Origin of the sequence: Acinetobacter sp. YH01021, from assembly GCF_013420255.1 — a bacterium.
Taxonomy (GTDB): domain Bacteria; phylum Pseudomonadota; class Gammaproteobacteria; order Pseudomonadales; family Moraxellaceae; genus Acinetobacter.
This window is the reverse complement of sequence record NZ_VOYO01000006.1, coordinates 19,997-40,930: the sequence shown is the minus strand read 5'-3', so window position 1 is coordinate 40,930 and position 20,934 is coordinate 19,997. Positions and strand designations below refer to the sequence as shown.

General features: G+C 42.2%; 17 protein-coding genes and 1 tRNA gene. 12 read left to right on the top strand and 6 right to left on the bottom strand.

The features are described 5' to 3' along the window. Positions 1-6: 6 nt before the first annotated feature. Positions 7-930 carry a GIY-YIG nuclease family protein gene (locus FTT86_RS06455; protein WP_151765382.1) on the top strand — a complete coding sequence of 308 codons (924 nt, stop codon included), beginning with the start codon at positions 7-9 and terminating at the stop codon, positions 928-930. Between the two features lie 26 nt (positions 931-956). Further along, the gene (locus FTT86_RS06450) at positions 957-3,839 is read left to right on the top strand and encodes a type I restriction endonuclease subunit R (protein WP_180180857.1); all 2,883 of its coding nucleotides are present in this window, start codon (positions 957-959) and stop codon (positions 3,837-3,839) included. A gap of 368 nt (positions 3,840-4,207) precedes the next feature. Here the strand turns inward: FTT86_RS06450 and FTT86_RS06445 are convergent. Then, a tRNA-Ile gene (locus FTT86_RS06445) sits at positions 4,208-4,284 on the bottom strand. Between the two features lie 798 nt (positions 4,285-5,082). Here FTT86_RS06445 and FTT86_RS06440 point away from each other — a divergent pair. Together FTT86_RS06440 and FTT86_RS06435 are read left to right on the top strand one after the other, a co-directional pair. Beyond that, positions 5,083-5,637, top strand: a complete 555-nt coding sequence (locus FTT86_RS06440; RefSeq protein WP_180086961.1) for a 1-acyl-sn-glycerol-3-phosphate acyltransferase — start codon at positions 5,083-5,085, stop codon at positions 5,635-5,637. Positions 5,638-5,884: 247 nt separating this feature from the next. Then, a complete protein-coding gene (locus FTT86_RS06435; protein ID WP_004645516.1) occupies positions 5,885-6,634 on the top strand; it encodes a YebC/PmpR family DNA-binding transcriptional regulator in 750 nt (249 codons plus the stop codon). Between the two features lie 68 nt (positions 6,635-6,702). Here the strand turns inward: FTT86_RS06435 and FTT86_RS06430 are convergent, their stop codons facing one another. Next, a complete protein-coding gene (locus FTT86_RS06430; RefSeq protein WP_004645518.1) occupies positions 6,703-7,173 on the bottom strand; it encodes an Lrp/AsnC family transcriptional regulator in 471 nt (156 codons plus the stop codon). Positions 7,174-7,726: 553 nt separating this feature from the next. After that, complete coding sequence (locus tag FTT86_RS06425; RefSeq protein WP_180180856.1) at positions 7,727-8,491, bottom strand: glutathione S-transferase family protein; 765 nt, start codon at positions 8,489-8,491, stop codon at positions 7,727-7,729. A gap of 296 nt (positions 8,492-8,787) precedes the next feature. Here FTT86_RS06425 and ychF point away from each other — a divergent pair, with 296 nt between their 5' ends. Continuing rightward, complete coding sequence (ychF, locus tag FTT86_RS06420) at positions 8,788-9,879, top strand: redox-regulated ATPase YchF (protein WP_064096662.1); 1,092 nt, start codon at positions 8,788-8,790, stop codon at positions 9,877-9,879. A gap of 579 nt (positions 9,880-10,458) precedes the next feature. Here ychF and FTT86_RS06415 read toward each other — a convergent pair. Further along, a complete protein-coding gene (locus FTT86_RS06415) occupies positions 10,459-10,956 on the bottom strand; it encodes a hypothetical protein (RefSeq protein ID WP_180180855.1) in 498 nt (165 codons plus the stop codon). A gap of 103 nt (positions 10,957-11,059) precedes the next feature. Between FTT86_RS06415 and FTT86_RS06410 the strand changes: the two genes are divergently transcribed. From FTT86_RS06410 to dapC, 6 genes are all read left to right on the top strand, one after another. Continuing rightward, positions 11,060-11,812 carry an AzlC family ABC transporter permease gene (locus FTT86_RS06410; RefSeq protein ID WP_180180854.1) on the top strand — a complete coding sequence of 251 codons (753 nt, stop codon included), beginning with the start codon at positions 11,060-11,062 and terminating at the stop codon, positions 11,810-11,812. Beyond that, on the top strand, positions 11,809-12,156 hold the full coding sequence (ygaH, locus tag FTT86_RS06405) for an L-valine transporter subunit YgaH (RefSeq protein WP_004278941.1): 348 nt from the start codon (positions 11,809-11,811) through the stop codon (positions 12,154-12,156). Before FTT86_RS06410 ends, ygaH begins: the two co-directional genes overlap by 4 nt. A gap of 93 nt (positions 12,157-12,249) precedes the next feature. Next, positions 12,250-12,795, top strand: coding sequence for a hypothetical protein (locus tag FTT86_RS06400; RefSeq protein WP_257229624.1), 546 nt, complete (start codon positions 12,250-12,252; stop codon positions 12,793-12,795). A gap of 215 nt (positions 12,796-13,010) precedes the next feature. Beyond that, positions 13,011-14,225, top strand: a complete 1,215-nt coding sequence (purT, locus tag FTT86_RS06395; protein ID WP_171057027.1) for a formate-dependent phosphoribosylglycinamide formyltransferase — start codon at positions 13,011-13,013, stop codon at positions 14,223-14,225. 26 nt (positions 14,226-14,251) lie between these two features. Beyond that, on the top strand, positions 14,252-16,918 hold the full coding sequence (glnD, locus tag FTT86_RS06390) for a [protein-PII] uridylyltransferase (protein ID WP_180086941.1): 2,667 nt from the start codon (positions 14,252-14,254) through the stop codon (positions 16,916-16,918). 22 nt (positions 16,919-16,940) lie between these two features. Further along, the gene (gene dapC, locus FTT86_RS06385; protein WP_180086942.1) at positions 16,941-18,110 is read left to right on the top strand and encodes a succinyldiaminopimelate transaminase; all 1,170 of its coding nucleotides are present in this window, start codon (positions 16,941-16,943) and stop codon (positions 18,108-18,110) included. Positions 18,111-18,212: 102 nt separating this feature from the next. On the opposite strand, the gene FTT86_RS06380 is transcribed toward dapC, so the two are convergent. After that, the gene (locus FTT86_RS06380; protein WP_004278946.1) at positions 18,213-18,689 is read right to left on the bottom strand and encodes a glutathione peroxidase; all 477 of its coding nucleotides are present in this window, start codon (positions 18,687-18,689) and stop codon (positions 18,213-18,215) included. Continuing rightward, the gene (gene msrB / locus FTT86_RS06375) at positions 18,686-19,105 is read right to left on the bottom strand and encodes a peptide-methionine (R)-S-oxide reductase MsrB (RefSeq protein ID WP_004645533.1); all 420 of its coding nucleotides are present in this window, start codon (positions 19,103-19,105) and stop codon (positions 18,686-18,688) included. The genes FTT86_RS06380 and msrB overlap by 4 nt, the downstream gene beginning before the upstream one ends. A 228-nt stretch (positions 19,106-19,333) precedes the next feature. Between msrB and FTT86_RS06370 the strand changes: the two genes are divergently transcribed. Next, entirely contained in the window at positions 19,334-20,764 is a 1,431-nt protein-coding gene (locus tag FTT86_RS06370; RefSeq protein ID WP_129717148.1) for a pyridoxal phosphate-dependent aminotransferase, read from the top strand. Positions 20,765-20,934 lie beyond the last annotated feature (170 nt).

Genomic DNA, 20,934 nt, shown 5'->3' with positions numbered 1-20,934 from the left:
AAAACAATGACCCACGGAAAAAGTATCAAGCTGTTTTTGGTGGATGGTTCGATTAATGGCATCCTGACGGCTGAAATCATCAACTGGACTGGTCATGTTCTTTCAGCACCACGCACTAAACTCTTGGATCTCATCCAACGAGAAGAATGTGCCAGAACAGGTATCTATTTCCTTGTGGGTCAAGATCCCGAAGACTCATTACCAAGCGTCTATATTGGTGAATCGGATGATGTCGCTAACCGTTTGAAACAGCATAACCGTACTGAAGACGCAGGTGGAAAGGACTTCTGGGAAAAAGTATGTCTGGTCACAGGTAAAGACCAAAATATCACCAAAACCCACATTAAGTACCTTGAAAGTCGCTTGATCGATATTGCGAAGCGTAGCGGACAATGCCTACTCAAAAATGGCACAGCACACCTCTACAACCGCTTACCTGAATCAGATACAGCGGATATGGAATACTTTCTGGAACAAATACAAGTGGTTCTCCCTGCCCTTGGATATACATTCCTCAAGGAAATGAAATATCCAAGTGAACAGCCAAAAGTACATAGTATTGCTCCTGCTTCAGTGGAGAGCTTCAACACAGAAGCAGATTTCTACCTATCCGCTAGAGATATTCAAGCCAAAGCAAAAATCATTGATGGTGAGTTCTATGTACTCAAAGGCTCCCAAGTACGTAGAGATGTCAGTCAACCTACACACAACTATATGAAGAACCTTCGACCACAGTTGTTTGAAAATAACATCATTGATCCAAATACCTATACGTTCAATCAAGACTATTTATTTTCAAGTCCATCAGCAGCAGGCGCAGTCATCTTGGGAAGAGCATGTAATGGCCGTAAAGAATGGAAAGATTCGACCAACCATCTGACTTATGAAACATGGCAACAAAACCAAGTTGAGCGTGTAATTCAAGAATAAATGAAATTGTGGGGGTAAAGCGGTAAATGTCAGTACAAAGCGAAGAACAACTTGAAAATGAATTGATTCAGCACTTAAAGACCTTAGGCTATCGTCAAGTTGATGTAAAAGATGAAAAGCAGCTCCTGATCAATCTCAAAACCCAGATTGAGCAAGCCAATGGGCTTTCTGTACTTTCTGAAAATGAATGGGGACAGATTCTCAATCATCTGAAAGCTGGTAATAGCTTCAATTGTGCCAAAGTGCTACGTCATCGCTTTCCAGTGACCTTTGATGATGGCTCAACACGACACATTGACTTTCTGTTCTCGGACGCAAGTAAGAACATTTACCAAGTAACACATCAAATTGCGATTGATCATTCCAGTATCAATGGGCATACCAGTCGCTTTGACGTTACCCTGCTGATTAATGGCCTACCATTGGTTCAAATTGAACTGAAACGTGCCGGTGTAGAACTCCCTGAAGCATTCAATCAAACGCAGCGCTATGCCAAAGCAGCCTATGGCAGTGGTACAGGATTGTTCAACTATATTCAGCTTTTTGTGATCAGTAATCGTGACCATACGCATTACTATGCCACAGGGACAAATAACTTTGAGTTTACCTTTCCTTGGGCAAACTTTGACAACAAGCATGTCCACAAAATCGATGCTTTTGCTGATACCTTTCTGAACCACTCGCATATTACTCAGATGCTGACTGAATATATGGTGATTCTGGAGGCAGAAAAGCGCTTAATGGTACTTCGCCCCTACCAGATTTATGCAGTACAGCAAATTATTCAGCGTGTACAAACAGCCAAAACTCATGGCTATATTTGGCATACTACAGGTTCAGGTAAAACATTAACTTCATTCAAAGCCAGTCAATTGATCATGCGCTTGCCTGAAGTCGAAAAAGTGCTATTTGTAGTGGATCGTAGTGATCTGGACACACAAACAGTGCGAGAGTTCAATGCTTTCAAAAAGGATAGTGTTGATACCACCAAGAATACCAATACTCTGGTCAATCAATTGGGTCAGAAACATGACAAACTCATTGTAACGACCTTGCAGAAGCTCAATATTGCGATTAGTTCTGATCGCTATGCAGATAAAATTGCCTATCTGAAAGACAAGAAAGTCGTGATTATTTTTGATGAGTGTCATCGTAGTCAATTTGGTGATACGCATCGTAATATCAAACGCTTTTTCAACCATGCACAAATGTTTGGCTTTACTGGCACACCTATTTTTGAAACCAATAGCCAACTTAAAATTGATTCCAAGGCTGTGACCACCAATGCCCTATTTGATGAATGCCTGCATAAATATGTGATTACCGATGCAATCCGGGATGGCAATGTATTACCCTTCCAGATTAGCTACCTAGGTAAATACACTGCAAACGGTATCGAAACCAGTCACAATTATGAAGAAGATGTTGAAGGTATAGATACCAAAGAACTGTTTGACAATCCAGAACGTCTGGAGATGATCACTCGCTATATTGTCGACAATCACCACATAAAAACCAAGAACCAGAACTTCACTGCCATGTTCTGTGTAAGTTCAGTCGATGTACTGAATCAATACTATGCGCTATTTGAAAAAGTACAGCAGCAAAAGCAACAAGAAGCAGAAGATCAAGGTCGAATCTTTCAGCCTCTCACTGTGGCAACTATATTCTCCTTTGCAGCCAATGAAGAACTCAAAGTTGAAGACAGTAATGGTTTGATTGATGAAGAATCTGCTGATATCCCAACAAGAATCAGTCAATCCAATCGTGACAAACTCGATGGCTATATTGCGAAATATAATGCTCAATTTGGACAGAATTTTAACTCAGGTGATGAGTTTTATGCCTATTACCGAGATATTGCCAATCGGGTACGCAAAAAAGAAATCGATATTCTCTTGGTCGTGAATATGTTCCTGACAGGTTTTGATTCAAAGACTTTGAATACCTTGTATGTGGATAAAAACCTCAAATATCATGGTCTGATTCAAGCATTTTCACGCACCAATCGCATCCTGAATGCAGACAAGCCATTTGGCAACATTGTCTGCTTTCGCAATCTGAAACAAGCTACAGATAAAGCCCTAGCACTGTTTTCCAACAAGGCTGAAGCAGAAAAGATAGTATTGATTCCAAGCTTTGAAAGCATCAAGGAAAAATACAATGCTGCTGTTGCTGAATTACTTAAGATTGCCCCTGACCCAGACAAGGTGCTGGAACTGCCCACAGAAGAGCAGCAATTGCAGTATGTGAAGGCTTTCCGTGAAGTCATGCGGATCAATGCACAACTGGAAAACTTTGTTGAATACGATCAGGATGACACTGACTTAAACAAAGCTGAATTTCAGAAGCATACCTCACAATATAAGTACCTCTATACCAATACTCGTGTCGTACAACCGAAAGACAAAGTTTCTGTACTGAATGATGTGAACTTCCAACTGGAACTCATTCACAAAGATACAATCAATGTCGGCTATATCCTGAATTTACTGCAATCTGCAATCAACAACACCGATCAGAAACAAAAGCAAAAATATCACGCACAGGTGCAAGATCTACTAGCAAATAATCATACGCTGTACGACAAACAGGAACTGATCCAAAAGTTTCTGGATGAAAATATTCCACGCATGATCACAGGGCAAAGTGTAGAAGAAGCATTTGCACAATTCTGGGATGTAGAAAAGGAACGAGCGATTGATGAGCTTTGTCAAGAAGAAGCAATCAAGCCTGAAGTGTTCAAACAAGTGATCGGTAAATATGAATACACCAAACGTCTGCCAAGTCGTGAAGATGTGACTGATCTACCTATTACTCGCCCCAAAATTTCAGAGCGTAAAACACTCATGAATACGCTAGTACTCAAGACCAGACAATTCATCGATAAGTTCTACACTGGGCTGTAGTTTCCATTGGCCCTTACTCAATATACATATCTAAGCAAACTCCCCAACCAAAACTGGTTTTAGCCCTATATCATCGGGCTAAGATCAGGTAAGCATAAATTCCCCATCCCTACACTAAAACTCATTTCTCTGCTCATAGCGAAACTTGATGATCAATCTTTATGATCGTTTTTTATTCATCAATTACGATACTCACATCGAAAGTGAGAATATAGTGAAATGAAAATGGGCGCTGTATTTTTTGATATTTGAGTTTAGCCCATCGGATTATCGAACAAATGGACCACATACGGTCTATGAAAATCCGGTGGTCTAGAATCTTCAGACAACAAAAAACCCCATAAACCAAAGGCTTACGAGGTTAAATGTGGTGGGCCCAGACAGACTTGAACTGTCGACCAACGGATTATGAGTCCGCTGCTCTAACCAACTGAGCTATAGGCCCTATATGCTGAAAACTTTATTTATCAATAAGTTCAGGCGTCATGAATACTAGCTAAGATTTTTTGGAAAGACAAGTGCTTTTATAACTGCTTGAACATTTAGGCAGCAATCATGGGCGACTTGTCTTAGTCAAAATTCAGTTACTTAAGACTTCAGTATAGGAGGCATATAGAAAAATGAGATACATGCTGCATCATTTAAGATAAATGAGCCTGTATCTTGAATTTAATCCGGTCTACTAAGCGTAAAACTGATAGATTTAAGGTCTTAGTATATCTATAAGGTATCAAAATTCTTTATTACTCAGGCAGCAATGTTAAAGGAATAGCCTAGAACTAAAGAAGATAGAATGACTAGAATTCAGACTTCATTTCTTCGTCTTTATGTAAATCCTGCTTAATTTCGATCAAAGACCATACAATTATAAGCGCAAAAATCAATAGGGAGACTACGAAGGCTGTCATGTACGTCATACTTTTCAATCTCAGAGTAGAAAGAATAAGAAAATAGAAAAGACCTGTATCAGTCTTCTTCTTCGACAAAAGTCTAATAACTAAAGTGTGCTCTGGATAGTCATTTTTTCATCATTTTAAGACTTTTTTTGTATCTACTGATATTTTTAAGATATTAATATTATTTTATTTATATATATTAACTCTTAATTTTGCAGCTTAAAAAGATGAATAAATCATAGATTTTTACATTATTCGCTGATTTTATTGGAAAGCCTATTGACTGTATGGGCGAACAAGATGAAATTATGCAGTTCTCTACATACAGCTTTTACTTCTCCGTACTTATGCTAAACAAATTCCTTGGCGAATCTGCATTTAAACTTGCAGGTTGGCAATATCATGTCGAACCAGATGTGCTTGAAGACAAACAGGTCATTATTGGATTCGAACATACCTCAATGATGGATGCGGTACTGTCAATTGCCCTGTTCCAGATCTATGATCTCAAGGTACATACCTTAATCAAAAAAGAATTATTTAAAGGACCTTTCAAACCGCTATTAAACGCTGTGGGTGGTATTCCGGTTGACCGCAAGGCCAGTAAAGATATCGTGACCCAGATGGTGGAACATTTTCAGAACAATGAAAAGTTCAATCTGGTCATTGCTCCCGAAGCGACACGAGCCAAACAGGGTGAAGCACGCAAACCGATCCGTACCGGTTTCTGGCATATTGCCAAGGCTGCCAATGTACCGATCGTGTTGTTATACGCCAATTCCAGAACCAAGCAAGGTGGCATTCTTGGCAAGATCTATCCGACAGACCTTGTGCATGACCTGGCTTTGATCAAACAACTGTATAAAGATAAGGTTGGTCTGGATATCGTTATTCCAGAATAAGCTTTTTAAAAGAAAAGCACGGACATAATCAGCGATTTCGCTTTTTATGTCCAAGTCATCTGTCTATATCAATGTATAAATAGAATTATAAATCTCCCTATCCTCTTTCTATTTTTCCTCGATATTGCACTTTTTTTGTTTTTATCCTGAAATCTCAAATCCAGGCACTTTTTTTTAAAAAAACGCTTATGGTAGAATTTCGGCATTCTGATAGGCATACAGCCAATCTACAAGGAGCATAGTTCGCATGGCGGGTCATTCCAAGTGGGCCAATATTAAGCATCGCAAAGCAAAACAAGATGCGAGTCGTGGTAAAGTTTTTACCAAATACATTCGTGAATTAACCACTGCTGCAAAGCTTGGTGGTCCAGATACTGCAAGCAACCCTCGTCTACGTGCTGTGGTTGAAAAAGCATTATCAGTGAATATGACACGTGACGTGATCAACCGTGCCATTCAACGTGGTGCTGGTGGCGAAGATAACGACGACCTGAAAGAAGTGACCTACGAAGGTTATGGTGTAGGTGGTGTTGCGGTTATTGTTGAAACCATGACTGACAACTTGAACCGTACTGTGCCTGACGTACGTCATTGCTTCTCTAAAACTGATGGTAACTTAGGCACCAATGGTTCGGTGGCATTCCTGTTCACGAAACGTGGTGAGATCACTTTTGAAGATGTGTCTTTGGAAGATCAAATCATGGAAGTGGCATTAGAAGCAGGTGCTGAAGACATCGAAGTCACTGAAGATGATATCTTGGTCATTACCACACCTGAAGCCTTCGGTGAAGTTCAAGATGCTTTAACTGCTGCAGGTTTAAAATCTGACAATGCTGAAGTAGTGATGAGTCCTTCAACCAAAGCAGAAATCACAGACATCGATCAAGCGAAAAAAATCATGAAAATGATTGATATGCTTGAAGATCTGGATGATGTACAAAACGTTTATACCAACGTTGAATTCTCAGACGCAGTTTTAGCAGAACTTGATGCTTAAATATGTCTGATTCAAAAAACGCACCCCTGGGTGCGTTTTTTATTGCTTTCTGCCACGCTCGTCTGGGATTAAACCTTATTGAGTAACCCACTACAGTTAAAGACATTATATTCTTTAATCACAAAACTGGAATGCAGTGCAACCACATGCTCAATCTTCCCAATCCGCTTGAGCAAGATTTCACTATAATTTTCCATATCACGTGCCACCACTTCGACAATAAAATCTGCCGACTGACCAGTGACCAAAAAGGCATTAATCACTTCAGGAATACTTTCCAGTTCTTCCAGAAATTTGGCAAAAGTATCGCTGTCATGTTTGCTTAAAGATACCTGTAACAGCACATGCAAGCTGAAACCCAATTTCTGGTAATTGATTTCGCGCTTTAAGCCACTAATAATATTATGATCTATTAAGTGTTTGATCCTGCGATGCACCGAACTGACAGATAAATTCACCCGCTCGGACAGCTCATTCAAATTGACATCTTCATGAGTCAATATTTCCAGAATATGTTTATCGAAACGATCCAGTTCCATTTTTGTACTCTATATATCAATAAACAATAGATGCAGAAATTTTTGCACTTTCTCTGTTATACAACAATTATTTATTTTTCACAAAAATTTAATATTCTGAAAATATTTTTCAAATTGTAGACGCTATTATAATAGCTTCGCAGATCCTACTATCATTCGCCTGACTCAACTGGCATCTTTCAAGCATATGAAAATAGATTCACACAAAGAGGCTTAAAATAGATAATCATCTAAATTTTTCAGCGATTTAAGATTATCAATACAATCGATAATTATAATTTCGGTGGTTATTGTCAATGTGGCTATTATCGATTGAGTTGGCGGATGGGCAGGTGAAAAATCATGCGTGGTTTTGCTATCTGTGGCAATCTGGATATGCGAGCATGATCGAAGGGATTTTCACTATTTTAAATGACTTTGACTGGGTAAATCTTATCTGGCTTTAATTCTGTTTGCTTCCTGAGAAATTTTCTCAGAATAATCCTTTCAATTAATCATCGCCTTAAAAAGCACATTTCATGCGCATTTTTAAATTTTGAAAGTAGCATTAAACCTATACACCACGCCAGTCTACCCGTGCATTACGTTCAGCTCGGTAAGTACGGCAAATATATTCACCTAGTGGCAGCTGATTCAAGTACTGCTGATAGTCACGATATTCTTCAGACAAACTTTCAAAATTCTCCTTTTCCCACGGTGTACCTGGAATCGCCAAAAGCGGTGCCAACATGGAACAAACCGCAATATCTGCCAGACCTAAACGATTTCCGACAAAATAGTGCCCACCTTGACTGACCAGCATCTGGTTCAGTTGCTGTACAGCCACCTCAATATGCTGTTTGGATTCTGCTACGGTTTCTTCATTCAAGGCATAACCCTTGGCGACCATTGCTTTCAATAAAGGTTTGGAAAATTTTTCAAACTGGCGCAGATAGCCCTGCTCCCCAATTAAGATATCCAGAGACTCATGATCAGAAGTCAGCGCTTGAGAGAGCATCCAGCGGCGGACATGACGGCCTAATTCCAGCGTAATTTCATTAATTTCTAAAGCTTTATTTCGAAAATGTCCTTCTGCATACAATAAGCGGTGCTCTGGATAAGTATCATCCAGATATAAAGCAATCTGGGTGGAATCTGCGACCCAGCGGTCCTGATCGCGCAAAATAGGCAGACGATTCTGACCGGTTTTCAAGCGGGCAAAAGCGCGATGTACTCCGGGAATCAGATTGTGAGCAACATAATTCAGCTCTTTATGGTCCAGCATCCAACGTGCTTTTTCGCAAAAGTGAGATAACGGAAACTGGTATAAAGTTCGCATGTATACTCCATGTTTATGATTATTGGATTAGGGCATATGTAAGCCACTGTTTTATTCAGATACTTTAGTCACTCAATTTTAGAAAAACAATGTGATTTTTATTCAAAAGTAAAATACTGGGTGATTATATCTCCATATTTAACGGACTCATGACAAATTCTGCTAAGCCTGACAGCCCATATCAGGCAGCCAGAAGTATTTGATTGCAATAAACCGCAAGCGCATGACCTGACTTTAGCCGTGCTTTCATGTAAAATCGGGGGCAATTTTTATATAACGCTTTTGTGAGTTATTTCATGGGTTTTAATTGCGGTATTGTCGGCTTGCCGAACGTTGGTAAATCTACACTTTTCAATGCCTTAACCAAAGCTGCTATTGCTGCAGAAAACTTCCCTTTCTGTACGATCGAACCAAACACCGGGATTGTGCCTGTTCCTGATCCACGTTTAGACAAATTGGCAGAAATTGTTAAACCGCAACGTATTATTCCAACTACTATGGAATTTGTAGATATCGCAGGTCTGGTCGCAGGCGCATCTAAAGGCGAAGGCTTAGGCAACCAGTTCCTGGCAAACATTCGCGAAACTGATGCGATTGCTCATGTTGTGCGCTGTTTTGAAGATGAAAACGTCATTCATGTGAATGGTCGTATTGATCCACTAGATGACATCGCAACGATCAATACCGAACTTGCGCTTGCAGACCTAGACACTGTTGAGAAAGCTGTAACCCGTTTAACCAAATCTGCCAAGGGTGGTGACAAAGAAGCGATTGCCACTAAAGCAGTGCTGGAAAAGATCCTGCCTTTACTGAATGAAGGTAAACCGGCACGCGCAGCGAATTTGGATGATGACGAACGCAAGCTGGTACGTGGTTTTGGTTTAATGACGCTTAAACCAACCATGTATATTGCCAATGTTGCTGAAGACGGTTTTGAAAACAACCCGCATTTAGATGCAGTAAGAAAATTAGCTGCTGAAGAAAATGCGATTGTAGTTCCACTTTGCAACCAGATTGAAGCTGAAATTTCATTGCTTGAAGATGAAGACCGTGCTGAATTCCTGGAAGCGATGGGTATGGAAGAGCCGGGTTTAAACGTGGTCATTCGTGCAGGTTATTCACTGCTTGGCCTACAAACTTATTTCACCGCGGGCGTGCAAGAAGTTCGTGCCTGGACCGTGAAAGTTGGCGCAACTGCACCACAGGCAGCTGGTGTGATTCATACCGACTTTGAAAAAGGCTTTATCCGTGCAGAATGTATCGCTTATGATGATTTCGTGCAGTACAACGGCGAAGCTGGAGCGAAAGAAGCCGGTAAATGGCGTCTAGAAGGTAAAACTTACATCGTTCAGGATGGTGACGTTTTACACTTCCGTTTTAACGTTTAAGTATTTACCGTTTAAAAAAGCCCCTTCTTGGGGCTTTTTTATTGCTTTTAAAAGAGGCTACATACATATAACAACCTTGCTGTCAGCGCACAATATCAACACGCATTAACAATAATAATGATTCGCATATATGAAGATTTAATTAAAGCGTATCTTAAATCTTATGAAAATTAACCCAGCTTTATCTTACTCAAATAATCCTGACGATGAGCTATCCCCCGCCTGCATTGCCTTATGATGCCTATAAAATGCGCTAGAACTTCATATCGATAGCAAGACCATGGCAATTTATTATAAGTAAGCTTCATCAAACTTCTATCAATAATATCCATGCAGGTACAAAATGAGAAGCAGTAAATTATCGTTATTTCGAAGCGTTGAACATACTTTAAATCTTTGAGGAGATCGGCCATGTCTACACGTACGTTAATACAACGCATGATTGGCAGCACATTCCTGATCTGTGATGTATTCGGCTTTTATTGGAACAGGTATGGATGCCCTATTTTTAGAGTTTATTTTGCTAAAAAGCCAGGCTGAATGACTGGCTTTTTTGGGCAAATTTGAACAAATAGGGATTTATTGCATATTGGCAATCGCTGTACCCTTCTGTTTAGGATCAGTATTTCCCAGTGCAGGATTGGCAATCGCATTCTGGCATTGCAATTTATCCCGTTCATAATCTGCCTGTTTTTGTGACAGGCCATTACCATTTTCCATGGTCGTCCGCGCCCAGATTTCCAGACTGGTCAAGGCTTTACGACACAGGGCATATTTGCCTTCGGTTACCGAATCAGTCATTTTGACATTAATACGCCAGTCTGTACTCAATTTACGTGCTGGTTGACGTACCTGTGTTTCCAGCTGATCCACTTCTTTATTATAGACCAGAGGATCCACTTCATTGATCAGTTGCCATGCGGCATTGGCATAAGTCGTCGCATCATTAGTCAATTTAGGTGCCGGTTTAATTTCTGGCTTATCAGTCGATTGACTGTCATTCCCACACGCTTGTAACAATATTGCCGTGCTTATTAAAGCAGCAGTCAGCATCGCACGTGTCTTGAACATCCACATATCAGGCTCGCCAATTTAAACATTTCGGCACTATGCTATTAAATTCACGTAGAATACACAATCTTCATTTGACCCATCGTTCAACTCTCCTTCAAGGTGTGTCGTGTCTGAACCGAATCAACTCGCTACGCAACCTGCTGGCTTCTGGCAAGGTGCAAAAGATAGCCAAGCGATTATCTTCACTTATTTACCAGTGTCGTTTGCTTTTGGTGTTTCAGCCACTCAGTTTGGCTTTACCGCCTGGGAAGCACTGTTCCTGTCCTGCTCGATGTATGCAGGTGCCAGCCAGTTCCTGGTGGTCGCGCTCTTAGGCAGTGGCACATCCATCTGGATGACGGCATTAACCGTGATTGCCTTGGACATTCGCCATCTGCTCTATGGCCCTGCGCTGCAAAACCTGATTCAAGACCGGCTGAATTTAAAGAAAACGGCAATCTGGTCTTGGGGTCTGACCGATGAAGTCTTTGCCTCCGGCATGATCAAGCTCTCGCAACGGCGACAGGAATGGTCAGACTCCTGGATGCTCGGTTTAAGCCTGTTTAGCTGGATGTCCTGGGCACTCGGATCTTTCCTCGGTGGATTGTTTGCCGATCAGGTCAGCAACCTGCCGCAATTCTTACAGGCTGCGCTGGATTTCTTGTTACCTGCGCTGTTCCTGAGCTTCTTGTTAGCCGCTTTTGAGAAAAAACATACTTTTGTTGTAGCTGTCACAATTCTGGTGTCTGCGATTGCCTGTTATTTTATCGACCTGTCTGCCGCGATCTTTATCGGTATAAGTTCTGGTATTTTCGCAGGCCTGTTCAAGCACTATATTTTGAAACAGCCAGATCCTGAACACGCAGGAGATCAAGCATGAATCTAGAGATTATTCTGGTCGGGATTTTAGTCGGGATTGCCAATTTTGCCTCGCGCTTTGGTCCTTTTTTTGTCATTCAAAAATTTCAGCAAGGTTCGCAAAAACGCGGAGCGTTGTGGCTAAAAATTGCCTTGGGTTCAATTGGCATCGCTGCGATCAGCTCCATGTTGGTAGTTGCTACCCTGCCACCTTTATTAGAAACGCCGAATAAAAGTTTTGCGATGCTGGTTGGCTTTATTGTGCTCACGGTTTTGTACTTTAAGTTTAAACGTATTGTGATGGCGACACTGACCGCAGCGCTCACCTATGGCCTGGTTTACACCTATGTTCCAGTACCCTTTTAAGCTTTAACTCGTTGATCAATCGAAACAAAGACTTATGCTAAACTCATAGTATAGGTCTTTTTTATATAACAATAAAAACAAGGAAGGATGCGCATGTTTGAGGTCAAACAGGTGATTGAAGGCAAAATCTTTATTCATCATCGGCGCGATGAAATGTTAACCGTATTCCATCGACATGAAGTGCCGGCACAATATTTTGAATGTTTTATCAATGCTCAAAATTTTACCGGACATTTTGTCGAAATACATGCTCAACCAGCAGATCAAGTTCGGGTGGTTTATATTAAAAAGAATAGCACCCATCAAATTATTGCTATGCTTAATCAGAGCCAATACGTGCTGCATCTTCATCCTTTGACATTGATTTTGGGTAAATGGAGCTTCAGACATCGTGTCCTGCCGAATACTCTAAAAATTTTTGCTGGTTTATTTGCGCTCCTTTTTATTCTTTTTTTCAGCTACCGCCTTTTCAGCAGATCAGTTCCAGCTCACCACCATCTTGCGAGACTGCATTCAATTCACAGTTTTTGGGCTACTGTTATTTTTGCTGTGCTTGGTACTGCCTTTTGTATTGCCCTATGCGTATTTCCTGCATGTTCGTACATTACGTCTGTTAAAAATGCTAAATATCAATACTGAACAAGTTGCACAAATAGAAAAGCTCAAGTCTCAAAGCGAGATTTATCTTCTGCAAACGCAGTCTGACAGCGATGTGAAAATGACAGCGCCTCCTTATTAAAATCTAGAAAAACTTTATAAATAAAACTGTTGGTCAATATCACAATTTTGTATGAATCTTGGCTTAACTGTCGGCTCAGTTCTGCTATGCTAAAAGTCCATAAAATCAAGCATGGATGATCCACATGAGCGTGACTATTGGTACTCCCCTTCAATCTTCTGCCTATAAAGTTCTATTATTGGGTTCTGGTGAACTGGGCAAGGAAGTGGTGATTTCACTACAACGCCTTGGAGTCGAAGTTCATGCTGCTGACCGTTATGATCATGCCCCTGCCATGCAGGTTGCGCATTATTCCTATACCTTGAATATGGCAGATGCTGTAGAACTCAAACAACTCATCAATCAAATCCAGCCACATTTAATTGTTCCTGAAATTGAAGCGATTGCGACCGAAGTTCTGCTTGAAATAGAAGCCCAGAACATTGCTACAGTCATTCCTTCTGCTAAAGCCGTCAATCTGACCATGAACCGTGAAGGTATTCGTCGTCTGGCTGCGGAAGAACTCGGTCTGCCAACTTCAGCTTACCGTTTTGCCGACAGTTTAGAATCCTTCCGCGCGGCCTGTGACGATGTCGGCTATCCAAACTTTGTGAAACCGGTGATGTCATCTTCAGGCAAAGGTCAGTCTCGTGTTACCCGTTTTGATGAAGTCGATGCTGCCTGGGAATATGCGCAAACCGGTGGCCGGGTCAATCAGGGTACTGTGATTGTAGAATCACAAATTGACTTTGATTTTGAAATTACCTTATTGACTGTTCGTGCAAAAAATCCAGAAACCGGCGAAATCGAAACGTCTTATTGCGATCCGATCGGACATCGTCAGGACTCAGGTGATTATGTGGAAAGCTGGCAGCCTCAACCGATGACTCCAGCCGCGCTGGAAGAATCCAAGCGCATTGCCAACAAGGTCACTACAGCACTTGGTGGCTGCGGAATCTTTGGAGTGGAACTCTTTGTAAAAGGCGACAAAGTATGGTTTAGTGAGGTTTCCCCACGTCCACACGATACTGGACTGGTGACTTTAGCCTCCCAATTTCAAAGTGAATTTGAGCTGCATGCACGTGCTATTTTAGGCTTGCCGGTGAATACTGCACGACATAGTGTGGCTGCCAGTGCGGTAATTTATGCTGGAGTAGATGGCCGTAATCTTTCATTTTCTGGCCTGAATCTTGCTTTAGCAGACGGCAATACCGATTTGCGCCTGTTTGGCAAACCAGAAGGTTTTAAACGTCGTCGTATGGGCGTTGCCACGGCACGTGCAGAAACTATTGAACAGGCACGTGAACTGGCCCTCCAGGTTGCCAACCAAGTTAGCGTCAACCAAAACTAAGCTGAAATACCAACGGACGACTGTACATGATCAACACCCATCCACTGCTGAATTACGCTAAAAGCAACCATGACATTAAAGCCATCAATCAATGGCGCAGTGATGTCGAAAATCAGCTTCAGGAAAGTTTTGAAAATGGCCAGTCGATTCGGGATATTATTCTGGCGCGTTCCAACCTGATTGATGAAGCATTGCAGTTTCTCTGGCAGCATGCCGAACTGGATCAAACTGATTTGGCCCTGTTTGCAGTCGGAGGCTATGGCCGTCGTGAAATGCTGCCTTATTCTGATGTCGACATCATGATCTTGTCAGAAGACGAGATTAACCCGGAACAGGAACAACTGATTTCTACATTCATTTCATCGCTTTGGGATGTAGGGAATTTCAAACCCGGTATCAGTGTCCGCACCATCAATGAATGTGTCAATCAGGCCAGCAGTGATCTGACCGTTGCCACCACCCTGATTGAAGCCCGCCTGATTATTGGCAATGAAAACCTGTGCAAATGGCCACGTCGCATCGTGTCACGTACCTGGACCGACAAAACCTTTTTTGATGCCAAGATGGATGAGCAGCATAAACGCTATGCTCAGCACAACAATACCGAAAGCAATCTGGAACCGGATATTAAAAATGCGCCGGGCGGTATTCGTGACATCAACCAGATTGGATGGATTGCCAAACGGCATTTCCGCGTCAATCGCATTTACGATCTGGTGCACCTCGGTTTTATTTCAGAATTTGAACTCGGTGTGCTCGAGGAAGCAGAGAGTTTTCTCTGGGAAATCCGTCATCACCTGCACCGCCTGACCAAGCGCGATGAAAACCGCTTACTGTTCGATTATCAGCGCGACATTGCAGCCAAATTTGGCTATGTACGTGAAGAGGCGCATCATCCGAACTATCCAATTGAACAGTTCATGAAGCGCTATTACCGCAGTGCGCAGCAAGTGTCTACACTGAACGAAATGCTGCTGGCCTATTTTAATGAATCGGTCATTACGCCACGTTTACCGCAATATGAACGCCAGATCGAAGAAATCAACCAGAACTTTAAACTGGTCGATGGCAAACTGGCTGTGCAACATCATAAGATTTTCTCGGAAAATCCAAGCGCAATTCTGGAAATTTTCTATCTGCTGGCCAATCGTCCTGAAATCGAAGGCATTCGTGCGCGTACCTTACGCCTGCTGACCTTGGCTGGAAAACGTATTGATCAGGATTTCCGTGATAATCCGGTGCATCAGGCACTGTTTATGGCGATTATCCGTTCACCGCATCGACTCTATGACACCATGGTTGCCATGAAGCGTTATGGTGTGCTTGGAAATTACATTCCGGCCTTTGGACAGATTCTAGGACTAATGCAATATGACCTGTTCCATATCTATACAGTCGATGCGCATACCTTATTGCTGCTGCGGAACTTAAACCGCTTTAAAGAACCTGAATTTGCCAAGGAATTTCCAGTGGTCAGTTCAGTGTTTCAGCGTCTGACCCGTCGTGACATCGTCTATCTGGCAGCAATTTTCCATGATATTGCTAAAGGTCGTGGCGGTGACCACAGTGAACTCGGTGCCAGCGATGCGATTAAATTCTGCCGTAGCCATGGCTTTACTGAACGCGAAAGCAATCTGGTGGCTTGGCTGATCCAGAATCATCTGGTGATGTCTGTCACCGCCCAGAAAAAAGATATCTCCGATCCGGATGTGGTCAAAGAATTCGCCGAAAAAATGGGTGACATGGAACATCTGGACTATCTGTACACCCTGACAGTCGCCGATATTAACGCCACCAATCCGAAGCTGTGGAATACCTGGCGCGCTTCGCTGATGCGTCAACTATATACTCAGGCACGTGACGTAATCCGTTCTGGTCTGGGCCGTCCGGTTGATTATCAAATGCTGATTGAAGATACTAAATTTGCAGCCAGTGAACTTCTGGTTCAGGACTTCTCACTGGATGAGGTAGAAAAAGTCTGGCAGGAACTTGGTGATGACTATTTCCTCAAAGAAACAGCAGATGAAATTGCCTGGCATACCCGTGCCATTTTACAACACGGCGATAATCCTGCCCCACTGGTGCTGATGCGGGCGCACCGTAAATATGCGCAGGATGCGGTACAGATCTTTATTTACACGCAGGATCAACCCAACCTGTTTGCCACCACCGTGGCTATTCTGGATCGTATGAATCTGGATGTACAAGACGCACGGATTATTACAGCGACTAAAGCCTTCAGTCTGGATACCTATGTAGTACTGGACCGTTTTGGCACCTTATTGACCGATCCGGAACGCGAAGCCACAGTGATTGAAGCTCTGAAAGATGCCTTGAGTCATTCTGATGAATATCCGGGCCTGATGCAGCGCCGGATTCCGCGTCAATTACGTCATTTCGATATTGAAAATACAGTCGATATCAGTATCAATCCTGCCTTGAATCAAAATATGGTTGAAATTGCCACCCTCGATCACCCTGGTTTACTTGCCAAAATCGGTGGTTTATTTATGATGCAAGGCCTGGATATCCACTCTGCCAAAATTGCCACACTTGGCGAACGTGCCGAAGATATATTCTTTGTCACCAAAAAGAATGGTATACCAATGACCCCAACGGAGTCTCAGGAATTTGCAGCTGCGCTCAAAGCTGCCCTGGATGAGGCTTCACATCAGGTCAGCGGCCAACACTAACATTTTGCTCGGTAACACATTCATGAACTCTAGCTTGTCTCTACTGCATCCTTATCCGTTTGAAAAGTTAAATCAGCTTTTTGCGGATATCCAGCCTGCTAATATGCCATTAATTCCCCTGTCGATTGGGGAACCAAAGCATCCTGCACCGGAGTTTGTGAAACAAGCCATTATTGATAATTTCAAGCATTTGTCGACGTATCCAAACAGCAAAGGCTTGCCGGAGCTACGTGAAAGTATTGCCCAATGGCTGACGCGCCGTTTTCAGCTAAATAGCATCAGTGCAGACAGCAATATCCTGCCTGTTTCCGGTACGCGTGAAGCGATTTTCTCGTTTGTACAGGCTTTGGTGAATCGTGAAGAGGCACCTTATGTGGTCATGCCGAATCCGTTTTACCAGATTTATGAAGGTGCAACACTGCTCGCAGGTGCCAAACCTTATTTCATCAACTGTACTGAGGAGAACAATTACCTTGGTGATTTTGATGCTGTTCCGGCAGAAGTCTGGGAAAAAACTGCACTGCTATTTGTTTGCACCCCGGGCAATCCAACCGGAGCAGTATTATCCAAAGAACAGTTTAAAAAACTGATTGCCCTGTCGGATCAATACAACTTTGTGATTGCTTCAGACGAATGCTATTCGGAACTGTGGTTTGATGAGGCACCTGTAGGTTTACTGGAAGTTTGTGCTGAAATTGGCCGGGATGACTATAAAAACTGTGTGGTGTTCCATTCACTGTCTAAACGTTCTAACCTCCCGGGCATGCGTTCAGGTTTTGTTGCTGGTGATGCCAGCCTGTTAAAACCTTATTTGCAATATCGTACTTACCACGGTGCGGCGATGCCGGTACAACATCAACTGGCGTCGATTGCTGCCTGGGATGATGAAGCGCATGTGGAAGAAAACCGGGTGCAATACCGTGCCAAGTTTGATTTATTTCAACAGGAACTCGGTCACCTGCTGCCACTCAAAAAACCGGATGCAGGTTTCTATTACTGGTTAAAAGTCGACAATGATGAAGCCTTTGCCAAACGCCTGATGGAAGAAGCACATATTAAAGTTCTTCCGGGTCGTTATTTATCCCGCGATACTGAACAGGGTAATCCGGGTGAAAATCATGTACGCCTGGCACTCGTAGCCGATCTGGCGCAATGTGAAGAAGTCATTCAACGCCTGAAAGCTATTCTCTAAGTTTTAATCATGACTAAAAAACCCACTGAATTAAAGTGGGTTTTTTAATTAACACTAGATGAATTCTGTTTTTATCTCATACTGAGAATATGACACTAATGATTACAATACTTTGGCAATTTCATCTTCAAGATCTTCAGGCTTGGTGGTTGGTGCAAAACGGTTCAACACCTTGCCATCACGACCAATCAGAAACTTGGTAAAATTCCATTTAATTCCATTGCCTAAAATACCTTTGGAATTATTAGTTAAATAGCGAAAAATGGCATGCGCTTCAGGGCCTTTGACATCCACCTTGGAAAACATCGGGAAAGATACCCCGTAATTCTTCTGGCAAAACTCACCAATCTGTTCATTGGAACCTGGATCTTGACCACCAAACTGGTTACATGGAAATCCCAAAATTTCCAGACCTTGATCTTTATATTTTTCGTAAAGTTTTTCTAATCCTGAAAACTGTGGGGTAAAACCACACTTACTCGCTGTATTGACGATCAAAAGTACCTTGCCTTCATAATCTGCAAGTGGCTTACTTTTGCCATCTAACAATTCAGCTTCGAACTGATAAATGTTAGTCATGGATAGGTTTCCTCATCATTTTTTTCTTGTGTTTCTAAGTCTAGAGAAGCCGAGTTGACACAATAACGTAAGCCCGTCGGTTCTGGACCATCCGGGAAAACATGCCCTAAATGTGCGTCACAATGATGACAAACTATCTCAGTTCTGACCATTCCGTGTGAAGTATCAGGTAATTCTTCTACCACCGAACTGCTGACGGGACGGTAGAAACTTGGCCAGCCACAGCCGCTGTCATACTTGGTTTCAGATGAGAACAGTGGCGTGCCGCAGCAACGGCATACATAGGTGCCATCTTGCTTGGTATTCCAGTATTTTCCAGTAAATGCCGGCTCGGTTCCCTTCTCGCGCGTAATGCGAAACTCCTCAGGTGATAACTCTCTTTGCCATTCCCGGTCTGATTTATTGAGTTTTCCCATGATCACATACCTTTTTATCTTGCTATTTAAAATAGGATAATCCTATATTTACGTGATTCATTTTAAAAATTCTAGTCTTTATTCAACATTTTACAAAAGACATATAATGCCTAAAAAAGCAAAAAGAAAGCAAATATAAAAATAAAAGTAAGCAATTTTTACATTAAATGTTTTTTAGTGAGCAAATTTAATGGTATTCTTAGCTCTAAATTTGCTCAGGATTAAAAAATGTCGCAAAAAAAGAGCGTAATTTTTAAAAATCTGCTGCCTGTGATCAAACAATATCAGCAGCTTGGATTTACGCATGAAAAAATTGTTGCACTACTTCGAGATGAACATGATCTCGATCTAGTCACAACTGAGACATTTAAAAGTTATTTATATCGTTATGCAAAAGTGACCTCCACTCCATCCGAGAACATCAAAATGCCGAACACTTTCCAATCCCCTCGCGAAATCAAGAAATCATCCAAGCTTGATCATGTTTGCTACGACATTCGCGGACCTGTGTTACGAGCGGCCATCGAGATGGAAGAAGCTGGTCACAAAATTATTAAATTAAATATTGGTAACCCTGCCCCATTCGGTTTTGAAGCACCACAAGAAATTATCAACGATGTGGCTTTAAACCTACCGAATGCGATTGGTTATACAGATTCCAAAGGGATTTTCCCGGCGCGTAAGGCGATCTGTCAGTATTATCAGCAAAAAGGCATCCTGGATATGCACGTCAATGACGTCTATATCGGCAATGGTGTGTCTGAACTGATTGTTATGGCCATGCAAGGTCTGCTGGATGATGGCGATGAAATGCTGATTCCAATGCCGGATTATCCACTCTGGACGGCAGCAGTGAATCTGTCTGGCGGTACAGCGATTCACTATAAATGTGATGAAGAAAATCACTGGTATCCAGATATTACTGACATGGAAAGCAAAATCACGCCAAATACCCGTGGTATTGTGATTATTAACCCGAATAACCCGACCGGTTCGGTTTACCCACGTCATGTGTTGCAACAAATCGTCGACTTGGCCAAGAAATATGACCTGATTTTATTTGCTGATGAAATCTACGACAAAATTATTTACGATGGAATCGAGCATGTTGCTGTAGCAGCTCTGGCTGGCGATCAGCTCTGTGTTTCGTTTAACGGTTTATCTAAAGCCTATCGTATTGCTGGTTTCCGTTCCGGCTGGATGGCCATTACCGGCGATAAAGCACGTGCCGCAGACTATATCGAAGGTTTGGATATGCTGGCATCGATGCGTTTGTGTGCCAACCATCAGGCTCAATATGCGATTCAGACTGCACTGGGCGGTTATCAGTCGATTAATGACCTGATTCGTCCGGGCGGGCGTTTATATGAACAGCGCAACATTGCCTGGGAAATGCTGAACGAGATTCCAGGTGTGTCTTGTGTCAAACCTGAAGGTGCGATGTACTGCTTCCCGAAACTGGATCCGAATGTGTATCCAATCCAGGACGATGAAAAACTGATGCTGGATTTGTTACGTGCAGAGAAAGTACTTCTGGTTCAAGGGACAGGCTTTAACTGGCCAACACCGGATCATTTCCGTGTAGTGTTCCTGCCGGCTGAAAATGAACTGCGTGAAGCCATTACCCGTGTTGGCCGTTTCCTGGCCAAGATGCGTTAATTCTTGAAATAGACAATATAAAAAACCGCGTTGATACGCGGTTTTTTATTTCTCTGAAAAAATTCAGGCTTTTGACTGATGAAATCTTAAAAATCATACCGGTTTCTTTGAGCAAATTTCTGCACTCAATGGTTTCTTCTCAGGCAATTTCCCCTCAATCATGAAGATTC

Excerpts from the sequence above, each read along its gene's own strand:
- FTT86_RS06455 (WP_151765382.1), top strand. The coding sequence starts at position 7 with ATGACCCACGGAAAAAGTATCAAGCTGTTTTTGGTGGATGGTTCGATT.
- FTT86_RS06450 (WP_180180857.1), top strand. The coding sequence starts at position 957 with ATGTCAGTACAAAGCGAAGAACAACTTGAAAATGAATTGATTCAGCAC.
- FTT86_RS06440 (WP_180086961.1), top strand. The coding sequence starts at position 5,083 with ATGCTAAACAAATTCCTTGGCGAATCTGCATTTAAACTTGCAGGTTGG.
- FTT86_RS06435 (WP_004645516.1), top strand. The coding sequence starts at position 5,885 with ATGGCGGGTCATTCCAAGTGGGCCAATATTAAGCATCGCAAAGCAAAA.
- FTT86_RS06430 (WP_004645518.1), bottom strand. The coding sequence starts at position 7,173 with ATGGAACTGGATCGTTTCGATAAACATATTCTGGAAATATTGACTCAT.
- FTT86_RS06425 (WP_180180856.1), bottom strand. The coding sequence starts at position 8,491 with ATGCGAACTTTATACCAGTTTCCGTTATCTCACTTTTGCGAAAAAGCA.
- ychF (WP_064096662.1), top strand. The coding sequence starts at position 8,788 with ATGGGTTTTAATTGCGGTATTGTCGGCTTGCCGAACGTTGGTAAATCT.
- FTT86_RS06415 (WP_180180855.1), bottom strand. The coding sequence starts at position 10,956 with ATGTGGATGTTCAAGACACGTGCGATGCTGACTGCTGCTTTAATAAGC.
- ygaH (WP_004278941.1), top strand. The coding sequence starts at position 11,809 with ATGAATCTAGAGATTATTCTGGTCGGGATTTTAGTCGGGATTGCCAAT.
- FTT86_RS06400 (WP_257229624.1), top strand. The coding sequence starts at position 12,250 with ATGTTTGAGGTCAAACAGGTGATTGAAGGCAAAATCTTTATTCATCAT.
- purT (WP_171057027.1), top strand. The coding sequence starts at position 13,011 with ATGATCCACATGAGCGTGACTATTGGTACTCCCCTTCAATCTTCTGCC.
- glnD (WP_180086941.1), top strand. The coding sequence starts at position 14,252 with ATGATCAACACCCATCCACTGCTGAATTACGCTAAAAGCAACCATGAC.
- dapC (WP_180086942.1), top strand. The coding sequence starts at position 16,941 with ATGAACTCTAGCTTGTCTCTACTGCATCCTTATCCGTTTGAAAAGTTA.
- FTT86_RS06380 (WP_004278946.1), bottom strand. The coding sequence starts at position 18,689 with ATGACTAACATTTATCAGTTCGAAGCTGAATTGTTAGATGGCAAAAGT.
- msrB (WP_004645533.1), bottom strand. The coding sequence starts at position 19,105 with ATGGGAAAACTCAATAAATCAGACCGGGAATGGCAAAGAGAGTTATCA.
- FTT86_RS06370 (WP_129717148.1), top strand. The coding sequence starts at position 19,334 with ATGTCGCAAAAAAAGAGCGTAATTTTTAAAAATCTGCTGCCTGTGATC.